Source organism: Sphingomonas sp. BAUL-RG-20F-R05-02, assembly GCF_022662305.1.
In the GTDB taxonomy this organism is placed as follows: Bacteria; Pseudomonadota; Alphaproteobacteria; order Sphingomonadales; family Sphingomonadaceae; genus Sphingomonas.
Genome location: NZ_JAKNQH010000003.1, coordinates 265,734 through 284,656 on the forward strand (window position 1 = coordinate 265,734; position 18,923 = coordinate 284,656).

Sequence of the window (18,923 nt, forward strand, 5' to 3'; positions counted from 1 at the left end):
TCAGCGGTCGAACCGCCAGTAATCCATATCGACCAGCGACGGCGCGCCGCCGCCCCGGAAGATCAGGTACAGGTCATGGACGCCGCTCGCGCTCGAAACGGCAGCGGTCTTCTCCTGCCATGCGCGCGCATCGGCGACAGGAAGAGTGCCGATGACCGGCCCGTCCGTCCGGTCGAGCCGCAACTCGATGGTCGCGTTTGGGGTACCGTGGGCGACCTGCGCGCGGAACGCCTTCGCGCCGCTCACGCCGAAATCGACACCCGCGATCTTGATGTAGCTACGATCGGCAGTCCGCGTCACGTACACCGTACCGCTATCGTCCTGCGCCGTGGTGACGCCGAACGTCCAGGCATAGGGCCGATCACGGTCGCGCTTGATCCGTGAGGTCCAGGCGATCGTCTCCGCCTCGACGCGTGCATAGGGGTTGAGCGTCCCGATCTGCGGCGCGCTGGTCTTGTCCCACCAGTGCAGGTTCGCGATGGTGCCGTTCGGATTGTAATCGAACTTCGCGACCGAGACCGAGCGGCGCTCGTGGTGAACCGGGGTAAGCGCGAAGTTCAGCTCGTAGCTGAAGCCGAACAGGTATGATCCGCCCTTATAGTCGATGATGCCGGGGTGGTTGCCGGTCGCACGCGTATCGTGATCCATAATCGGCCCCTTGTACGTCCACGGACCCGTAGGGCGGTCGCTCATCGCATAGCCGATGCCTTCCGAGCAGCAGGTCGAGGCGAAGGCCATATAATAATGGCCGCCGCGGCCGTAGAACCACGGACCTTCCTGATAATCGGTGATGCGGGGCTGTACCTTGGTGATCGGGCCGGAATAGCTCACCATATCGGGGTTGAGCTTGACGTACCACAGGTCCGGATTGCCCCAGTAGAGATAGGCCTGACCTTGCCTGTCGATCCACACCGTCGGATCGAAATAGCCTTCGCCCGGCGCGATCAGCGGCTTGCCGAGCACATCGCGGAACGGCCCGGCGGGGTTGTCGGCGACCGCGACCGCGATCACGTTGCGCGGCGATCCCGCCACGGTGATCGGCGCATAGAGATAGAATTTGCCGTTCCGCGCGACCACCTGCGGCGCCCAGGCGTCGTTGGTCTGGTTCGCCCAGGGAAAGGTCTTGAGCGATGCGACCACGCCGCGATCGGTCCAGTTCGCCATGTCGGTCGAACTGTACAGCCGCCAGTCGAGCATCCTGAAACCCTCGGCATCGTCCTCGTCGTGGCTGGTGTAGAGATAGACCACGCCGTCATGCACCACCGGCGCGGGATCGGCGGTGAAGCGCGTCTGGATGATCGGCGCGCTCGCCTGCGCGGTAGCAAGCGGCGCTGCCGCAGCAAGTAGCGCGGGCGCGAACAGGCGGGCGAGGCGTGGCATGGAGAAGTCTCCCGGATCAGGGCGTGATGGTGACAATCACGCGGGCGTAGCGGGTGAGCGGCGGCGAGCCCTTGTCGCTCACGCGGACGATGAAATGTGCCTCGCGCGGCTCGGTCACCTTGGGCGCTGTGAAATCGACGGTATGGATGTTGGCGGCGATGCCATTTGGGATCACCGTGCGCCAATGGCCGACCTCGGCATAATGGAACCACTGGAAGCTGAGGCTGTCGCCATCGGGATCGGTGCTGTCGATCGCGCTCAGCACGAAGCGCTGGCCAGATTTAACGGTAATCCGCTCGGGCGTGGAGAGCTTGACCGCCGGCGGGTGGTTGGCGTGGGCGAACGGCTCGGTCGTCCACATCATGCGTGCGGCGAAATCGTTCTGGAAATCGTCGCGCCAGCGCCAGATGCCGGCACGGAAATCCTTGATCTGCCGATCCGACGGAGTTTGCGCGCGGCCATACTCGCGCTGCTGCCAAGGCATGTAGCTGTCGATCGCGTTGGTCCAGATCGGGCGCGTCTCCGGTTCGATGGGCACGTTGCTGAACCCGCTCGGATCGACGGTGGCGATCGGTGGCGTGTAATATTCGTAGCGGCCGCCCCAGCCGCCCCAATCGGGATGATCGGGCACGCTCAGGCCATTGGGGATCAGCGACAGCCAGGACGGCGTATCGCCCTCCATCCCGTAAGCGACATCGGGATAGACCGCGCCAAGCGGGCCGTGGCCCTGCTGGATATGCTCGCGCAGCCATGTGTTGCTGATCGTCGTGTTGTCGGCGCCGTCGATCAGCGTGTTGATGCCGGTCCACGTGCCGGCACCGTAGCCGCCGGGGCTGACGATGAAGAACACGTCGGGGAAGGTGCGGCGGATCCACGCGCCGCTGTCGTCCTGGTCCGAGATGGTATAGACGCGCAGCTTCGTGATCAGCCGCTTCGCCTCGGCGGGGCTGCGCATCTCGCGGATCGTGTAGAGCGCCTGCGCCAGCGTGTTCACGCCGCCCCACGCCGTCACCCACAGCGGTCGCGGATCGGTACGCTCCAGCGCCGCGATGATGAGGCGCGAGCCGGCGGTGTCCTTGCCCGCGCCGACCATCGCCATACCGTAGCCCGGCTGCCCGTCGCGCACGAGCGCGAGCAGCCGATCGGCACCCGGATAGCCGGTTTCGTGCAGCGCGAGGTTCGGCTGCACCTTGCCATAGGCGTGAAGGATGCGGCGGATGGAATCGGGGTGGATCGCCGTCTTCATGTGGACCGAGGTGGTCGCGATCAGCCCTTCCAGGTCGATCTCGCTCGCATACAGGAGCAGGCGGGTGAAACTTTGCGTATCATCCGGGTCTGCCTCGATATCGCTCAGCACGATCAAGCGCTGCTTCTGCGCTGGCGCAGCCATCGGCGTTTCCGAAGCTGCCGCCGCGATCGGCGCGACGAGGAGCGCGGCACCGCCCATCATGGCCCAGAACCTCAGCATCCGTCGCCCTCCCTCTCGTGGCCATTGATCTGACCTTGATGCGGTTCCTAACCAATTGTGTTTCATTAGTCCTACTGAAAGCAAGCGTGGGGTCCGCGAGGTGCAGCAGAACCCCACCGACGTCGCAGACAAGATGTTGACGTTAACATCGACTAGGTGTCAGATCGAGGCGGATGTTCAAAGCGTTGCTCACGCGGCGTCACAGGGGAAGACGACGATGAAGGCAGCTTTTCTGGTGTGTACGATGTTGGCGGCGGCAACGCCCTCGATCGCGGCAGCGCAAACCGGTTCGGTCTATCGCACCGCCCCGCCGGATGCGCGCGCGGTGACCGTGCACGGCATCGGCGATGGCCGGACAGACGACAGCGCCGCGATCCAGCGCGCGATCGACGCGGCGGCAACGCCGGACGGTGGCGGCCTCGTGTTCCTGCCGAGCGGGCGCTACCGGATCACGCGGAGCATCCTGCTGCGCTCGGGCGTCCGCGTGTTCGGGGTTGGCAAGACGCGGCCGGTGATCGTGCTGGCGGACGATACGCCGGGGTTCGGCAGCGGCGTCGCCGCGATGGTCGCCTTTACCGGTGAGGATCAGTTCCGCTCCGGCAAACCCGCCGTGCCGCCGCGTACCACCGTGCCGTTCGACCCCACTATCTTCGACGCGACGCAGACGACCTTCTACTCGGCCCTCGCCAACGTCGATTTCGAGGTCGGCAGCGGCAATGCCGGCGCGGTGGCGGTGCGCTTCCGCGTCGCGCAGCACGCCTATCTGCGGCATATCGACTTCCACATGGGGTCGGGTCTCGCGGGCGTGTATCAGGTCGGCAACGCTTGCCAGGACCTGCACTTCTTCGGCGGGCGCTACGGTATCGTCACAGAAAAGACCGCGCCGATGTGGCCGTTCACGCTGCTCGACACGACCTTCGAGGGCCAGCGTGACGCCGCCATACGCGAGCATGAGGCCGGGCTGACGCTCGTCAACGTCGGCATCAGCAACACGCCGGTCGGAATCGAGATCGATCGCGGCTATTCGGATTCGCTTTGGGGCAGGGACGTGCGGTTCGACAACGTGTCGAACGCAGCCGTGCTGATCTCCAACGAGAACAACGTCCACACCCAGATCGGCTTCGACAATGCGGTGGCACGCGGCGTGCCGGTGTTCGCGCGGATGCGGGAAAGCGGCGTAACCGTGCCGGGCAAGGGTGCGCAATACCGGGTACGGGACTTCTCCTATGGGCTGAAGATCGGCGCGCTTGGGCAGATGGGCGCGTACGCGACGGAGGCGAGCATCGTGCCGCTCGCGCGGATGCCGGCCGCGCCTGCACCGGCGATCCGGCCGCTGCCGCCGGTAGCGGAGTGGGCGAACGCGCGCGATCTGGGCGTGCGGGGCGACGGCGAGAGTGACGACACCGCCGCGCTCCAGCGCGCGATCGACACCCACCGCGTGCTGTACCTGCCGAGTGGCCGCTACCGGATCAGCGATACGCTGACGCTACGGCCGGACAGCGTTCTGATCGCGCTGCACCCCGCGCGCACCCGGCTGTTCCTGCGCGACGACGAGGCCGCGTTTGCCGGCGTGGGCAGCCCGAAGGCGCTGTTGCAAAGCGCGAAGGGCGGCGCTGCGATCGTGTCCGGCCTCGGCCTGTGGGCGGGCAGCATCAACCCGCGTGCGAGTGCTTTGGTGTGGAGGGCGGGTGCCGCCTCGCTGGTGGATGACGTGCGGATCGAGGGTCCGATGCTGCGCGATGGCACCACGCAGGCCAAGCCTGGCGATCCGCGCGTGCGGCCGGACGGTCAGCAGGCGAGCATCTGGGTGACGGATGGCGGCGGTGGTACCTTCTCGGGCATCTGGTCGCCCAACACGCTTGCCTCGGCCGGCTTCCGGGTGTCGAACACCACCACGCCGGGCCATGTCTACGAACTGTCGGCGGAACATCACTACCGGCACGAGATCGTGCTGGAGAATGTCGCCAACTGGGAGTTCCTCGCGCCCCAGACCGAGCAAGAGGTGCGCGACGGTGTCAATGCGATCTCAACCGGGTTTCACGATTCCCGCAACATCCTGTTCGCCAATTATCACTCGTACCGCGTGACGCGCACCGCCAAGCCGATGGACACTGCGGTGCGGCTGTTCAACTCGGGCGACCTCCGCTTCCGCAACGTGCTGGTGAACGCCGAAAGCGGCTTCGCCAGTTGCGACATGAAGGGTTGCGGCACGTTTTCGCGGGCGAGCAAATATCCGTTCGAGAATGCCATCACCGACGTGACCCGCCAGGTACAGGTGCGCGAACGCAACTTCGCGCAGTTGGACGTGCCGGCGGCAGGCGCTGCGGCAACCGCGAGCGGCGTGCCGGTCACGCCGGGCGTCGAGAAACTGGCAGATGGATTCTACTCGATCGCGGGCGCTGCGGTCGATGCCGAGGGCAAGCTCTACTTCATCGACCGGTTCTATAACCGTATCCACGGCTGGACGCGGGCCGCCGGCCTGACGACGGTGACCGATCTGCCGCTCGATCCGGTCAGCCTGGCGGTGGACCGGTCGGGCAAGCTGCTGGTGCTATCCTCTGCCGGGCGCGATGGCACGGTGTACAGCATCGACCCCAAACAGCCGGCGCAGGTGCACGTGATCGCGCCGACCGACACCACACCGCACGCCAGCGCGACGACTTTGTTGCCCGGTAACGTGTGGGCGAACGGCGAATTCGACGACCGTATCGATCCCAAGACCTACGTTTACCCGACGCTGGCCGACTTCTTCACCACCAAGATGGGAGAGGCGAAGGCACGGCAATATGTGTCGCCGGACGGATCGCTGGTGCTGCCGGCCTTCCGGGTGTGGAACCAGGGGCCGGACGATCAGCAGGGCTGGCGCTGGTCCGATCCGCTGGACGCCTACGGGCTGGTCGGGGCGGCGACCGGATCGCGCGTGGTGCTGGCCAATTCCTCCGAGGATCGCACTTATAGCGGGCTGGTCGGCGCGGACGGGGCGTTGAGCGACCTCAAGATCATCGCGCCGCGCGGCGGCGAGAGCGCGGTGCAGGGCCCGGATGGCCGGTTGTACGTGGCCGACGGGCAGGTGTTCGTCTATGGCGCGGACGGCAAGGAGCTGCGGCGGATCGATACGCCCGAGCGGCCGCTGCAGCTGGTGCTGGGCGGGCGTGACGGGCGGACGTTGTTCATCCTCACCCATCACGCGCTGTACGCGACGGCGATTTAAATCGCGGGCGCGGCGGGAGGCCGCGCCCAGTTACCGCGTCAGCGGCAGTTCGTAGATCGCCGCAGACGTGGGCGGCACGATCAGCCCGCGACCCGCGCCGCTCACCTTGCTCTCGCGGATCGTCACGCCGGCCGGTTTGCCGACCTTGTTCTCCGCCGTCAGCGTCTTGCCGGCGAGCAGCCAGCGCGTACCGGAGCCACGCAGCTTCGCATCGGCAAGCGACAGTGCGAGCCGCTGCGGCTGGAAGGTCGCGTTGACCACGGCGACGCGCAACATCGTGCCATCGGGCGAGAGGCCGGCGATCACGTCGAGTGGGTAGGTCGGGCTGCCCGCGACCACCTTCGGATGCGCGTAGCCGACCGGGTATAGGGGTTCCGGTTGCGGCGAGGCGCCGTCTAGCGCGACCGGGATGGTCCCTTCGCCGAAATGCTCACCGAACAGCTTGAACACTATGCCGGTGGCGTTGAGCGTCGCGCCTTCGGGTGTGATGTCCATCGTCGAGACGCCGGTGGTGAACGCCGCCATCTTCAGGAAATCGGTATGGCGAAGCATTTCCTGGAACACGGTCGCGTAGGCGAGCGAGGATTTCAGCGTCGGCGGGCCAGCCATATAGGCATATTCGTCGATCGACAGGAACACGCCGGACTCTTTGAGCTTGGGGAAACGCTGTTGGTAGATGCCCCATTCCAGCGCCTCCATGCGGATGTGGTTGGAGGGTGAGCGCACGAACTCCATCAACGCGTCGGCAGGCGGGGCATTGGGGCGATCCTCGCCGCGATCATACCAATGTTCGGTTATGCCGGCGAAATTACCCCAGGATCTGGCGAACAGCCCGCCGGTCCAATCCTCCTCGGTGCCGAATTTGGGCTGGATGCTCTCCAGCGTGGAGTTTTGCTTCACACCCTTGGCATGGAGCTGGTCCGGCATCGCGCCCGACGCGATCAGCACGATCGATGGATCGCGGGCGCGCATCTTCGCGGCGAAGTCGTTGTGCTTGATCGTGTAGTAATCGAGCGAGGTCTTGCCGATCTGCCACCAGCCGAACGGCTCGTTGCCGATGTTCCACCATTTCACCTTATAGGGTTCGGCATGACCGTTGGCGGCGCGTTTGGCGCCCCAGTCGCTGGTGGCGGCGCCGTTGAGATACTCGACCTCCTCCGCCGCCGAATTGGCGTCGTCAAGCCCGGCATTGACGGTGACATAGGGCTCCACGCCGATGATGCGGCACAGCTCCATCCACTCGTCCATGCCGAGGTCGTTGGTCTGCATCGCGCTCCACGCATGGTCGAACATCGGCGCGCGCTGGTCGCGCGGGCCGATCGCCTCGTGCCAGTCCCAGTCGGACAGGAAGTTGCCGCCGGGCAGCCGCCAGAAGCCCGATTTCAGCGAGCGCGCCACCGCGGTCGTATCCGCGCGCCAGCCGTTGATGTTGTCCGCCGGCATCAGCGACACCGCACCGATACGGAAAGCGCCGGTGCCGGTGCCGGTGATCTCCAGCCGTGCATCGGTGGTGCCTGCGGTGGGGGTAAAGGCGAAGTCCGCCTGATGCCAGCCGGCGGCGGGGGCGGGCAGGGCGATGCTCTGCCGCTGGTCGGCACGCGTCCCCCACACGAGCGCGACCTGCACGGTCGCGCCGGCATCACCGCTGATCCACAGATGGCCGGTGTAGCGTTTGCCGGCCAGCACCGCGAAGCCGCTCTGCGCCAGCCCGCGCGGTGCGCTGCCGGCGAGCGTCACGCTCGGGCTTTGCGCGCCCACGTACGGCGCGGCGGTGTCCATCGTCACGGCATCGTCAGCGCCGACCGGGCGCCATTTGCGATATTCGACGCCGGGCTTGCCCTCCGCGTTGAGCGGTGGCGGCGTGTCGTGCGATGGCGACACGACCGGGTAATAGAATTTACGATCGTCGAGCAGTTCGGCCCAAAGTGTGCGGTTCACCAGTCCGCCGATCGGTTCGATGAACATCCCGTATTCGTGCGCGCTGACCGGGGTTGCGCGCCGGGCGGTGTCGATGTGGACCGCGACCGGCGCAGGCGCGGCGGCAAGCGGCGTGCCGGCGACCAGAGCTGCGACGGAGGCGGTGGCGAGGATCGCTTTCATGGTCGTCGGTCCCGTGGCAGATGGGAAAAAAAGGGCGCGGCGGGGGTGCCGCGCCCAAGCTCCGGGGGGAGTTACATCTTGAAGCGGACGCCCAGACGGAAGGTCCGGCCGAGCTGATCATACAGCGACGGGTTGTTGAAGATCGTCGACGATGCCGGATCGACATCGAACATGTTGTCGATCTTGAAATAGGCGGTCAGATCCTTGCGGATGTTGTAGCTGCCGCCGACGTCCATGTAGAATCGGCCGGGGTAGAAGTTCTGGTCGATCGTCGGGTGGTTGTTGTTCGACACCGGGCAGGAGCCGGGTGCGCAGACGATGTATTTGTTGCCGAACGTACCATCGCTGAACCAGCGTTCCTGCAACAGGAACGAGAACTTGTCGGTATCGTAGCTCTGGATCGCCAGCCATTTCCAGTCGGGCGTGTTGCTGGTGTTGTCGCCAGCGCTGTCGACCGGGATGGTGCCCGGCAGGCCGGTGTCGGTCACGAACTTCATGACGTGGGTGGCGAGCGCACGCACCGTGAAATTGCCCGACAGACCAAGCGGTCGCGCCCAGCGGTAGCTAGCCTCGATATCGAAGCCATCCGTGTCGATCGACGCCAGGTTGAACGACTGCACGTTGATGAAGGTCTGGCCGTTGGCCGGGTTCAGGTTGAACGAATTGCAGGTCGAGGTGAGGATGTTCTGGAAACAGAAATTGACGATGTCGTTGGCGCCAAGCCCCGAGATCACGCCGTTAATCTTGATCTTATAGTAATCGAACGACAGGTTGAGGCCCGGCAACCACTTGGGATTGGACAGGGTAATGCCGGCGGTCGTGTTGCGGGCGATTTCCGGCTTGAGCGCCGTGTTGCCGATCTGGTTCTGCACGACCAGCACGTTGGTCCGCGTATATGGATCGAAGAAGTTCGGCAGCGTCTGTGTGACAGGGGCCGCGAACAGTTCCGAAAGGTTCGGCGCACGCACATCGCGCGATGTTACGGCGCGAATGTGGAAGCCGTCGATCGGCAGCGCCCAGGTGCCGCCGACCTTCCACGCCCATACACCGCCCGAGGTGCTGTAGTCGGTGTAGCGCGCGGCGGCGTTCACGTTCGCCTTGCCCAGCGCTTCGGAGTCGAGGATCGGCAAATTGGCCTCGAAGAAGCCTTCCTTCACGCTGTAGGCGCCGCGCCCGTTCTTGTAGGTGCCCGCATACCAGTTGCCGTTGCCGCTGGCGTTGAGGATCGGATCGAGCGGATAGTCACTGCTGGGTCCGCTGTTGGCGAAGCCCGCACCATAGGGGTCGGCACGGACCTTGTAGAATTCGTGCCGGAACTCGCCGCCGAACGCGATCGAGAGCGGGCCCGCCCACAGATTGACCGGCGCGCCGGAGAAGTTGAGGCTCAACACGTCCTGCGTCTGCCGGGTGCGCTGGTAAGGCCCAGCGTCGGGCGTGACATAGCTCAGCGCTTCGGCGGACGGGTTGTTGCCGATGATGTTGAGTGGCTGGCAGCCATTGGCGCGTGCGACCGCGCTGCGGCAGACGATCGCGCCGTTCAGCAGCACCGCGTCGATCGCGGCGTTGAAGCGCGGGGTGAGCAGGATGTTGTTCACATCGACGCTGGTGTAGTTCGTTCCGTGCTCACCATAGATGTCGTAGGACCATTCGCTGCCGAGCAACGGCACCTTGCCCTTCGCGCCGCCGACGAAGCGGTACTGCCGCCGGTTGGTATAGACCCGGGTGTTGCCCAGTTCGGCGTTGCTGGTTCCGTACTGGAAGCTGGAGATGCCGGCAGTCGCGCACGCCGCCTGGATCGAGGCGGGGACGTACGGGTTGGCGCATTGCAGCGTCAGACCCGGCTTGTTCATGCCGTTGACCGGCTGGTTGTTGGTCTTCACCTGCCCGACGTTGACGGTGAAATACAGCTCGTTATCCGGCGCGATATCGAACCCGACGCGGGTGTAGCCGCCGACGCGCTGGAGCGCCGATTGCAGCGAACGGCCAACATCGATGTTGCCTGACAGATCGCCGCCCAGGCAGAGGCCACCGAAACAGCCGTTGACGCCGCCGGTCGGTTTGCGCGTCGGCGTCCCGTTCGATCCGTACTGGAACTGGAACGGCTGCCCCGACGCGTCGAATGCGGTCCCCTGAAGCGGGCCGCCGGTGATGAGGCCGTATTTGGTGAAGCTGTTCGACTGGACGTTGTTGCGGATGATGAACTGCGGCGATCCGTCGTTGAGGATGCCGCGATCGATCATCGAGGTCTGGTCGAACCATGTCCGGCCGCCCGCCATCTTCAGCCCGTAATCACCGCCGTCGACCCCCTGGTCATGCGCATATTCACCGCTGGCGACGAAATGCAGGCGGCCGTCTCCGAAGGCGTGGCCGATCGCGAGCTGCGCCAGGATCTGCTTGTTGTCGCCATAGGTGGTGATGCCGCCCTGGACGTTGCCCTTGATGCCGGTGAAGCGCGTGTCGGTGATGAAGTTGACCACGCCGCCGACCGCGTCCGAGCCGTAGGAGGCCGACGCGCCGCCGTTGACCACGTCGACACGTTGCACCAGCAACTGCGGGAACAGGCTGACGTCGGGTACGCCGGTCACGTTCGCGCCGACGACACGCTGGCCGTCGAGCAGCGTCAGCGTGCGGATCGCGCCGAGGCCGCGCAGCGAGAACGAGCTTAGGCCCTGCTGGCCGCTCGACGTGCTGAACGTGTTGACCTGCGTGCCGGTCGAGCCTTGCAGCGACGGCAACTGCGCGATCGTGTTGAAGATGTTGGGCTGCGCGTTCTGCGCGATGTCCTGCGCGCCGATCACGGTTGTTGGCGTCGGTGCGGTGAAGCCCCGCGTCGCGATCCGCGAGCCGGTCACGACGATATCGCTGGCTGCTGCATCGGCACGTGACGCCTCCGGCCCGGCGCGGTCGAGCGCGGCGGGAGCCTCGGCGGCAGGCGGCTGGTTGGTCGGCAGGACCGGCGCCTGCGCAAAGGCGGGCAACGGCAGGCATATCGCGACTGCGGCCAGCGAAGCGCTGTGCAGAAGGGACTTGCGGCAATCCAAAGCTTTCAACGGCATCTTGATCTCCCCTGTGTTAATTTCCCCAGCCCGGCAGCCGCGTGCGAGCGACCTTTGGGCGGTGCCTCGTTTCGGCCTCTGACGGGCCGTTCGTCTCATCATCATGCCAGCCGTGGTGTTCACGACGTGGCGGTAAAGTGTAGATCTTGCATTTCAGGCTGCGCGGTGACAGCGATCACTCTCCCCCGTCTCAAATGGATCGATTTCCGCCTGTCCGTTCGACAGCCATGACGGCGATCCATTGAAGCTTATCTTGTGCAACGCACAATGTTTACGTTAACATATTTGTTGTTAGTTTCCACGGTTTCACTTGTCAAGACGATGCGGGCTCGTTTAGGTCGGTGCCATATCGACGATCACACCTGCCTGATGACAAGTAGGGGACGGGACGTGCCCAAGTCGGGTATGTTGATGATTACGTTAACGGAGGCGGTATTGCGATTGACGCGAATGCCAAGATTGCGCTGGATGATTCTCGCCTTGTTCGTCGGCGCGATGATCCTGAATTATCTCGCCCGCTCGGTGCTCGGCGTGGCCGCTCCCGTCATCCTCGCCGAACAGTCGATCAGCACGCAGCAATATAGCTGGATCACCGGCGCGTTTCAGATCGGCGTCATGCTTCAGCCGCTCGCCGGCTATCTGCTCGACGGTACGGGCTTGCGTATCGGTTTCTGGCTGTGCGCGACGATCTGGTCACTGGTGACCATGGCGCACGTCTTTGCCGGCGGCTGGGTCAGCTTCGCGGCGTTGCGCGGCTTGCTGGGGCTGGCCGAAGGGTCGGCGCAACCGGCCGGGCAGAAACTGGTGGCGGAATGGTTCCCGGCGCGCGAACGCGGTGCGGCCGGCGGCATCTACAATATCGGCGCGTCGTTCGGCGCGGTGCTGGCACCGCCGCTGGTCGCGTGGGCGGTGGCGGTACAGAGCTGGCGGCTCGCCTTCGTGGTGACCGGCCTGCTCGGCCTGGTCTGGTCGCTGGCGTGGCTGCGCTGGTACAACGCGCCGCAGCGCCACACAGGCCTGAGCGACGCGGAGCGCACGCATATCCTTGCCGGGCAGGAGGTGGCGCTTGCGGCGGATACCGAGCGGCCATCGATCCTCGCGCTGCTGCGGCGACGTAATCTGTGGGGCATCGCCTTGCCGCGCCTTCTGGCTGATCCCGCCTGGGGGATGCTGTCCTTCTGGATGCCGCTGTATCTGGTGCGGGTACGCCATTTCGATCTGACCCAATTGGCGATCTTTGCGTGGCTGCCGTTCCTCGCGGCAGATTTGGGCTGCCTGTTCGGACCGGCGGTGGCGGCGTTCCTCGGGCGGCGCGGCGTGTCGCTGGTCAATGCACGGCGCGGCGCGTTTACGCTCGGCGCGGTGATGATGACCGGGATGGCGCTGGTCGGCACCGTCACCAGCCCCTATGCGGCGATCGCACTGCTGTGCCTGGGCGGATTCGCGCACCAGACATTGTCGGTGACCGTCATCACCATGGCGTCGGACCTGTTCCGCCGTAACGAGGTGGCGACCGCCGCCGGACTCGCCGGGCTGGCGGGCAACCTCGGCGTGCTGGTGTTCTCGCTCGTGCTCGGGCGGATGGTCGACGTGGTCGGCTACGGGCCGTTCTTCATCCTGCTCGGCGGGCTCGATCTCGCCGGTGCCATCCTGCTTTGGACTTTGGTACGCAAACCCGCATGACCCGACTTCACAACCCTATCCTGCGCGGCTTCAACCCGGATCCGTCGATCGTGCGGGTCGGCGACGACATCTTCATCGCGACCTCCACGTTCGAGTGGTTTCCCGGTGTGCAGATTCACCACAGCCGTGATCTGGTGCACTGGCGGCTGGCGGCGCGGCCGCTCGACCGCGCGGCGCAACTCGACATGCGCGGCGACCCCGATTCATGTGGCGTGTGGGCGCCGGATCTCAGCTACGCCCACGGCAAGTTCTGGCTGATCTACACGCAGGTAAAGCGTTACGGCCAGACCACGGTGAACGGTGCGGCGGGCGCATCGCTGCGCGACTTCCACAATTATGTGGTGACGAGCGACCGGATCGAAGGCCCATGGTCCGATCCCGCGTTCCTCAACAGCAGCGGCTTCGACCCGGCGCTGTTCCACGACGACGACGGGCGTAGCTGGCTGCTCAACATGCTGTGGGATCATCGGCCCGGTCGCGGCCGGTTCGCGGGCATCGTCCTCCAGGAATTCGACCGCGCGGCGCTGCGGCTGGTGGGGGAGGCGCGACTGATCTTCGCCGGCACCGAGCGCGGCTTCACCGAGGGGCCGCACCTCTACAAGCGCGATGGCTGGTATCACCTGATGGTCGCCGAGGGTGGCACCGGCTGGGATCACGCCGTGGTGATGGCGCGATCGCGATCGCTGTTCGGGCCGTACGAGGTCCACCCGGATGGCGCGGTGCTGAGCGCGAACGGCGCACGCGACGGTGCGATCACGCGGACAGGGCATGGTGATCTCGTCGAGCTGGCGGACGGCAGCAGTTGGCTTGCGTATCTGTGCGGTCGGCCGCTGCCGGGGCGGGAGCGTTGCGTGCTCGGTCGCGAGAGCGCGATCCAGCCGGTGGTTTGGGGCGAGGACGGCTGGCTGCGCACGCTTGACGGCAGTGGTGCGCCCGATCCGGCGCCGGTCGCACCGGCGCTGCCAGCCGCGCCGTGGCCGCAGCGCGCGTGGGATGGGCGGTTCGACCAGCCCGATTTGCCCGAAGCGTTCCAGTGGCTGCGCACGCCCGATCCGTCCGCGCTGTTCAGCCTGACCGAGCGACCGGGCTGGCTGCGCCTGTACGGGCGCGAGACGGTCGGTAGCCACTTCCGGCAAGCGCTAATCGCGCGGCGGCAGGAGCATTTTCACTGCGTCGCGACCACGCGCATGGCGTTCGTGCCGGTCACGTTCCAGCAGGCGGCGGGGCTGATCTGCTATTACAACGCAAGCAAGTTCTTCTACCTGAACGTGACGGTGGATGACGGCGTTCGCCAGCTCCAGATGCTGAGCGCGAGCCCGGATGCCGGGTGCGAGGCGAGCGTGATCGTGCCGGCGCTGCCCGACGGCGTGATGGATCTGCGCGCGACGATCGCGGCGGACGCGCTGACCTTCGCGTGGCGCATTGCCGGTGCCGAGGTGTGGGAAAACGTGGCGAAGGTCTATGACGCGAGCATCCTGTCGGATGAGGTGACCGCGCCGGGCCTGCCCAATTTCACCGGCACCTTCATCGGCATGGCGTGCCAGGATGTGTCCGGCACCGGACTGGCGGCCGATTTCGAGAGCTTCCGCTACGAAGCGACGGACGCGGCGGCGACCTAGCTGCCGGGCGGTGCGCTCGACGCGCGCGTGACGATGCTGTGATCGAGCACGCGGTCCGGTTGGCGACGCGCCTTGCGGGCGATCACGTCGCCACCCGCCACGACCGCCGCCAGCGCCTCGGCGGCAAGCTGGTGCAGCGGCTGGCGGACGGTGGTGAGCGGCGGCCACAGCGTTACCGCCGCGACGGTATCGTCGAAGCCGACCACGCTCAGCGCCTCGGGCACGTGCAACTGGCGGCGGTGCGCGACCGAGACGATCGCCGCCGCCATGTCGTCGTTGCTGGCGAAGATTGCGGTCGGCGGTGACGGCCCGTCGAGGAGCTGTTCGCCCGCGATCAGGCCGGAGGCGTAGCTGAAGTCGCCCTGCGCCACCTTGACCTCCACGTTGCTCGCCTCGCGCACCGCATCGTAGAAGCCGGCCATCCGCTCGGCACTGGCCGCCTGATCCGGGTTGCCCAGCACGAACCCCAGCCGGCGGTGGCCGAGTTCGAGCAGGTGGCGCGTCATCTCGCAGGCGGCGCGGCGATCGTCGATGCGCACGCAGGTCGCGTCGGCCACGTCATAGGCACCGACCGCCACCAGCGGTCGGCCGATGCCGCGCAGCACATTGCGGACGATCGCCGCCTCGCCCAGCGGCGGCGCCAGGATGATGCCCGACAGGCCGGCGTTGGCGAGCTTTTCCAGCGCGTCGCGGTGCGGCGGCGCGCCGCCGTCGCCTTTCAGCAGGATCAGGCGGGCGCCGCGTGTCGACGCTTCCTCGAAGATGCCGGTCAGGAACTCGCTCATGAACGCGGCGCTGGGATTGGAATAAACGACGCCAATCCGCAGCTCGGCCGAGGTGACGAGGCTGCGCGCGGCGGCGTTGGGGGTATAGGACAGCGCCTGGATCGCGCTTTCCACCGCCTCGCGGGTTTCGGGGCGGACGCCTTCGCGATTGTTGATCACGCGCGAGACCGTCATCGCGGAAACGCCCGCGCGTGCTGCTACGTCGATGATCGTGGCACTTCGCGCCCGACGATCGGGTTTGTCCACGCGGCCTCCAGGGATTGCTGTGTCGGCGTTGAGTACGCCATGGCCGGGATTTGGCAAGATGGCGCGGGTCGGAGTGCTGCGGTCGGTTGCCATCGCAGGGGCGGCTTTTCTCCCCCTAAAACTTCTGCGAACCACCACTTCAACGTCGGCCCTGTCGCAGGCACGGCAGCCGCTTGGTTTAACCGGGCAAGGTCAACGCCACAATAGTAATGCTGGTCCATGCCGCCGCCGCCTGTGCGTGGCGGCGGCGGCATGGTGTTCACAGGGTTGCGACTTTCAGGACGAAGCGGATGTTGCGGCCCGGCAGCACCACCAGATCCTTGTTGAGGGCCGCCGCGTCGCGCTGCACGTCGTTGGTCAGGTTCTGGCCGACCACCGCCAGCTCGATGCCGGGATAGGCTTTGAACGGCCGCACGGAGACATGCGCGTTGAGCGCGTTGAAGCCTGGCGTCGCCGTATCGAACGCACCGAACTTGTCCTGCCGTCCCGAGTGCAGCATCAGGAAGCCCAGGTCGAACGCAGTGCTGGTCCATGTCAGCCCGCCGCCATACCGGTACGGCGGAATGCGCGGCACGTTGCCGCCGTTGTCCAGCGTGGCGCGTGTGTAATCGGCGATCGCGCGGCCCTCCAGCTTGCCCGTGCCGGTGTCAAAGAAGGTGTAATTGGCCTCACCCTCCAGCCCGCGGAAATGCGCGCCCTGCTGGCGGTAGAACAGTTCCTTCAACTCACCGCCGTCGCCGAGCGTGCAGACGCCGTCATCGTCGCAGGTGCGGCCGGTCAGATCGCCGTAGATGTAGTTGTTGAACCACGTGCTGTACGCGCTGCCCTCGAAGCGGAACCGGCCGCTATTGAACCGCAGCGTGCCCTCGATCGAATCGGCACGTTCGATCTTCAGCGTGGGATCGCCCGTCTCGAACGTCTGCGGCCCGTCGTGCCCACCGCGCGCGAACAGTTCGGTGATGCCCGGCGCGCGACCGGTGCTGGAGAAGGTCAGGCCGAGTTTCACCGCGCTGCCGACATCGTACAGCGCGCCGATCGCGCCGCTGATCGGCGTATAGCCGACGCGCGTGAACTGGTCCGACAGCGGCGTGCCGGTGACGCGGACATGCTCGACCCGGCCGCTCGCCTGCACCTTCAGCCCTTTGACGAGTTGCGTCTCGGTGAACAGATAGCCGGCCTCGGACTGGGTTTCGGTGGGGAACAGGTACGAACTGTCCTCGCCGATCGCCTGGAATTTGCGGTTCTGCACCTCGACCCCAAGCGCGCTGTTGTCGATAAAGCCGAGCTTGCCGAACAACAATTCCGCGCGTCCGTCGAACTCCTTGTTGCGGAACGTGGTGACGACGGTGCCGTCCGGCTCGTCCTCGCTGTGCGTGTAGTCGGCGTAGCTCCCGTCGATGTTGAGCGTGCGCACCGCGCCCGAGCCGAGCTCGAACGAGGATTTCGTGAGCACCTTGGTCTGGCGCATGTCGATATAGGTGTCGTCGCTGGGGATGCCGTATTGCGCATTGTACTGGATGATCGCCGCGCCGACGTGGCTCGCCTTGTCGGGTCCGAAGAAATACGACGCGCCAACCGTCTCGCCATAGCCCCGGAAGAACGAGTTCTGTTGCGTGCCCAGCGGCGTGTCGTAATCGTCGGTGTGGCGGTAGAAACCGTCGACATGCACCGCGATGTCCCCGGCGCGACCGTCCATCAGCGCCGAGCCTTCGCCGGTGTTGGCGACGGTCCCGTAACTGCCGACCAGTTCACCGGTGAGCGCGCGCGACGGCAGCGAGAGCGGCACGCGATCGTTGATGGCGTTGACCACGCCGCCGATCGCCTGGCTGCCGTAACGCAGCGTCGCGGCGCCGCGCACCACCTCGATGCTGCGCGCCGACAGCGGATCGATCGGGATGCCGTGATCGGGTCCGACGTCGGACACGTCGGAACTGCTCAGTCCGTCCTCCAGGATGCGGACGCGCTGCGCGTCCATGCCACGGATGATCGGGCGGCTCGCGCCGGCCGCGAAGCCGGTCGCGGAAATGCCGGGCACGGTGGCGAGCGAATCGGCGATGCTCGACCCGCCCGATTGCAGGATCTGCTGCCGGTCGACCTTGGCGACGATGGTCGGCACGTCATCGCGCGACAGGGCGAAGGGGGAGGCGGTGACGATGATGTCGCGCGGCACCGGCGGCACGGCGGCGGCACCGGCGGCGTGCGCGGTGGTGTGATCGTGCGCGGGCGTATCGCTCTGCGCAAAGGCAGCGGCGGGCAGGAGCGCGGCGAAGGCCGCGCCCGAGAGAAGCATGTGTCGCATGGGAAAACTCCGGGAACCTTGGAGCGGCGCCGGTCTTAAAGTGCCGGCGGCCGGGTGCGCCGGGCGGAAGCCGCCCCGGCGCGTTAGGAGAGTGGGATCGAAGCGGACGGCGGCCCGCGACTGCGCCAGCCATGCGACCGCTGGCGGGGAAGCGCATCCAGCGCCGCCCTTGCCCCATACCAGGCGACGGCTCGCGCCGGCGCTGCGAAGTCGACCGGCGGCGCGGGAAGATAGGCGGCTGCGATCGAGATCTGCTGGCAGATCGGGCAGGAATCGGGGGCGAGTGGCGGGCGGCGGTCCTGCGTCGGCGCGCGGTGCAGCGTCTCGCCAGGAGTCGCCGATAACGCCGGGGGCCGATGCGCGTGGGTGCCGACCAGAAAGCTTTGCCACGACAAAGCCAGCAGCAGCACGAACAGCACGACCGCATGGACGGAGCGCCGTCGCCTGGCCGCCGTGTGCGCTATACCTCCCGCCATGTCCGTGCCGCCCGCCATGCGCGGCGACCTAGCGCATGGCAGACGATGTTACAACATATCAATCTCCGGATCGCTACCTCGCAGGCATGCCCTCGACGACGTGCAGCGGCGTCTGCTCGAACGCGACCGGCTTGCCGGCTTCACCGTACAGCGTCGCCGTGATCGGCGTGTGCAGCGTGCCCGCGCCGATCTGCACGGTCAGGCGGGTCGGCTTCACCGCGCGGTTGTGGGCGAACACCGGACCCGCCACCCAGCGCAAATCCGTCTCCGCCTGATGACCGGCGGCAAGGCGGACCGGCAACATCACTGGGCCGGGATGCATGCCGACGGGTGCGCGGCGCATGGCCGGCAGTGCGCGCCCGTGCGCATCGCGCAGGCTTATCACCGGAAGCGCCGGCAACATGCAGTCCGCGCCGAGGTTGCGGATCATGAGCGCGGTGCCGGAATGCGACATGCCGTTGAAGTCTCCGTCACGCCCGCCCACCGACACGCGCAGGTAGGACAGGCGGCAGGGCGGCAGCGCCGCCGACGCGGAGAGGGCTTGGGCGGCGATCATCAGGCTCAACAACGGCATGGTGCGGCTCCTTCTTAGCGGGCACA

General features: G+C 66.4%; 11 protein-coding genes. 3 read left to right on the plus strand and 8 right to left on the minus strand.

Annotation, left to right across the window (positions count from 1 at the left end; translation table 11 throughout):
• Both L8F97_RS09340 and L8F97_RS09345 read right to left on the minus strand, forming a co-directional pair.
• On the minus strand, positions 1–1,380 hold the full coding sequence (locus L8F97_RS09340; RefSeq protein ID WP_242148777.1) for a glycoside hydrolase family 43 protein: 1,380 nt from the start codon (positions 1,378–1,380) through the stop codon (positions 1–3).
• A 16-nt stretch (positions 1,381–1,396) separates the two neighbouring features.
• The gene (locus L8F97_RS09345) at positions 1,397–2,848 is read right to left on the minus strand and encodes a DUF1593 domain-containing protein (protein ID WP_242148779.1); all 1,452 of its coding nucleotides are present in this window, start codon (positions 2,846–2,848) and stop codon (positions 1,397–1,399) included.
• A 217-nt stretch (positions 2,849–3,065) separates the two neighbouring features.
• Between L8F97_RS09345 and L8F97_RS09350 the strand changes: the two genes are divergently transcribed.
• Entirely contained in the window at positions 3,066–6,059 is a 2,994-nt protein-coding gene (locus L8F97_RS09350; protein WP_242148781.1) for a glycosyl hydrolase family 28-related protein, read from the plus strand.
• Positions 6,060–6,089: 30 nt separating this feature from the next.
• On the opposite strand, the gene L8F97_RS09355 is transcribed toward L8F97_RS09350, so the two are convergent.
• Together L8F97_RS09355 and L8F97_RS09360 are read right to left on the minus strand one after the other, a co-directional pair.
• A complete protein-coding gene (locus tag L8F97_RS09355; RefSeq protein ID WP_242148783.1) occupies positions 6,090–8,159 on the minus strand; it encodes an alpha-L-arabinofuranosidase C-terminal domain-containing protein in 2,070 nt (689 codons plus the stop codon).
• Between the two features lie 71 nt (positions 8,160–8,230).
• A complete protein-coding gene (locus L8F97_RS09360; protein ID WP_242148785.1) occupies positions 8,231–11,215 on the minus strand; it encodes a TonB-dependent receptor plug domain-containing protein in 2,985 nt (994 codons plus the stop codon).
• A 468-nt stretch (positions 11,216–11,683) separates the two neighbouring features.
• On the opposite strand from L8F97_RS09360, the gene L8F97_RS09365 reads away from it, so the two are divergent.
• Positions 11,684–12,898, plus strand: a complete 1,215-nt coding sequence (locus tag L8F97_RS09365) for an MFS transporter (RefSeq protein ID WP_242148787.1) — start codon at positions 11,684–11,686, stop codon at positions 12,896–12,898.
• Positions 12,895–14,517 carry a glycoside hydrolase family 43 protein gene (locus L8F97_RS09370; RefSeq protein ID WP_242148789.1) on the plus strand — a complete coding sequence of 541 codons (1,623 nt, stop codon included), beginning with the start codon at positions 12,895–12,897 and terminating at the stop codon, positions 14,515–14,517. The genes L8F97_RS09365 and L8F97_RS09370 overlap by 4 nt, the downstream gene beginning before the upstream one ends.
• Here L8F97_RS09370 and L8F97_RS09375 read toward each other — a convergent pair.
• The 4 genes from L8F97_RS09375 to L8F97_RS09390 form a co-directional block, all read right to left on the minus strand.
• On the minus strand, positions 14,514–15,548 hold the full coding sequence (locus L8F97_RS09375; protein WP_242148791.1) for a LacI family DNA-binding transcriptional regulator: 1,035 nt from the start codon (positions 15,546–15,548) through the stop codon (positions 14,514–14,516). The two genes, L8F97_RS09370 and L8F97_RS09375, sit on opposite strands and share 4 nt — an antisense overlap.
• Before the next feature lie 259 nt (positions 15,549–15,807).
• Positions 15,808–17,847, minus strand: coding sequence for a TonB-dependent receptor (locus tag L8F97_RS09380; protein WP_242148793.1), 2,040 nt, complete (start codon positions 17,845–17,847; stop codon positions 15,808–15,810).
• A gap of 83 nt (positions 17,848–17,930) precedes the next feature.
• Positions 17,931–18,323, minus strand: coding sequence for a hypothetical protein (locus L8F97_RS09385; protein ID WP_242148795.1), 393 nt, complete (start codon positions 18,321–18,323; stop codon positions 17,931–17,933).
• A gap of 73 nt (positions 18,324–18,396) precedes the next feature.
• Positions 18,397–18,897 carry a DUF4232 domain-containing protein gene (locus tag L8F97_RS09390; protein WP_242148796.1) on the minus strand — a complete coding sequence of 167 codons (501 nt, stop codon included), beginning with the start codon at positions 18,895–18,897 and terminating at the stop codon, positions 18,397–18,399.
• Between the last annotated feature and the right edge of the window lie 26 nt (positions 18,898–18,923).

What these genes read in the sequence shown, in the direction of transcription:
- L8F97_RS09365 (WP_242148787.1), top strand. Translation starts at nt 11,684, where the DNA reads ATGATTCTCGCCTTGTTCGTCGGCGCGATGATCCTGAATTATCTCGCC.
- L8F97_RS09385 (WP_242148795.1), bottom strand. Translation starts at nt 18,323, where the DNA reads ATGGCGGGAGGTATAGCGCACACGGCGGCCAGGCGACGGCGCTCCGTC.
- L8F97_RS09350 (WP_242148781.1), top strand. Translation starts at nt 3,066, where the DNA reads ATGAAGGCAGCTTTTCTGGTGTGTACGATGTTGGCGGCGGCAACGCCC.
- L8F97_RS09380 (WP_242148793.1), bottom strand. Translation starts at nt 17,847, where the DNA reads ATGCGACACATGCTTCTCTCGGGCGCGGCCTTCGCCGCGCTCCTGCCC.
- L8F97_RS09355 (WP_242148783.1), bottom strand. Translation starts at nt 8,159, where the DNA reads ATGAAAGCGATCCTCGCCACCGCCTCCGTCGCAGCTCTGGTCGCCGGC.
- L8F97_RS09345 (WP_242148779.1), bottom strand. Translation starts at nt 2,848, where the DNA reads ATGCTGAGGTTCTGGGCCATGATGGGCGGTGCCGCGCTCCTCGTCGCG.
- L8F97_RS09390 (WP_242148796.1), bottom strand. Translation starts at nt 18,897, where the DNA reads ATGCCGTTGTTGAGCCTGATGATCGCCGCCCAAGCCCTCTCCGCGTCG.
- L8F97_RS09340 (WP_242148777.1), bottom strand. Translation starts at nt 1,380, where the DNA reads ATGCCACGCCTCGCCCGCCTGTTCGCGCCCGCGCTACTTGCTGCGGCA.
- L8F97_RS09370 (WP_242148789.1), top strand. Translation starts at nt 12,895, where the DNA reads ATGACCCGACTTCACAACCCTATCCTGCGCGGCTTCAACCCGGATCCG.
- L8F97_RS09360 (WP_242148785.1), bottom strand. Translation starts at nt 11,215, where the DNA reads ATGCCGTTGAAAGCTTTGGATTGCCGCAAGTCCCTTCTGCACAGCGCT.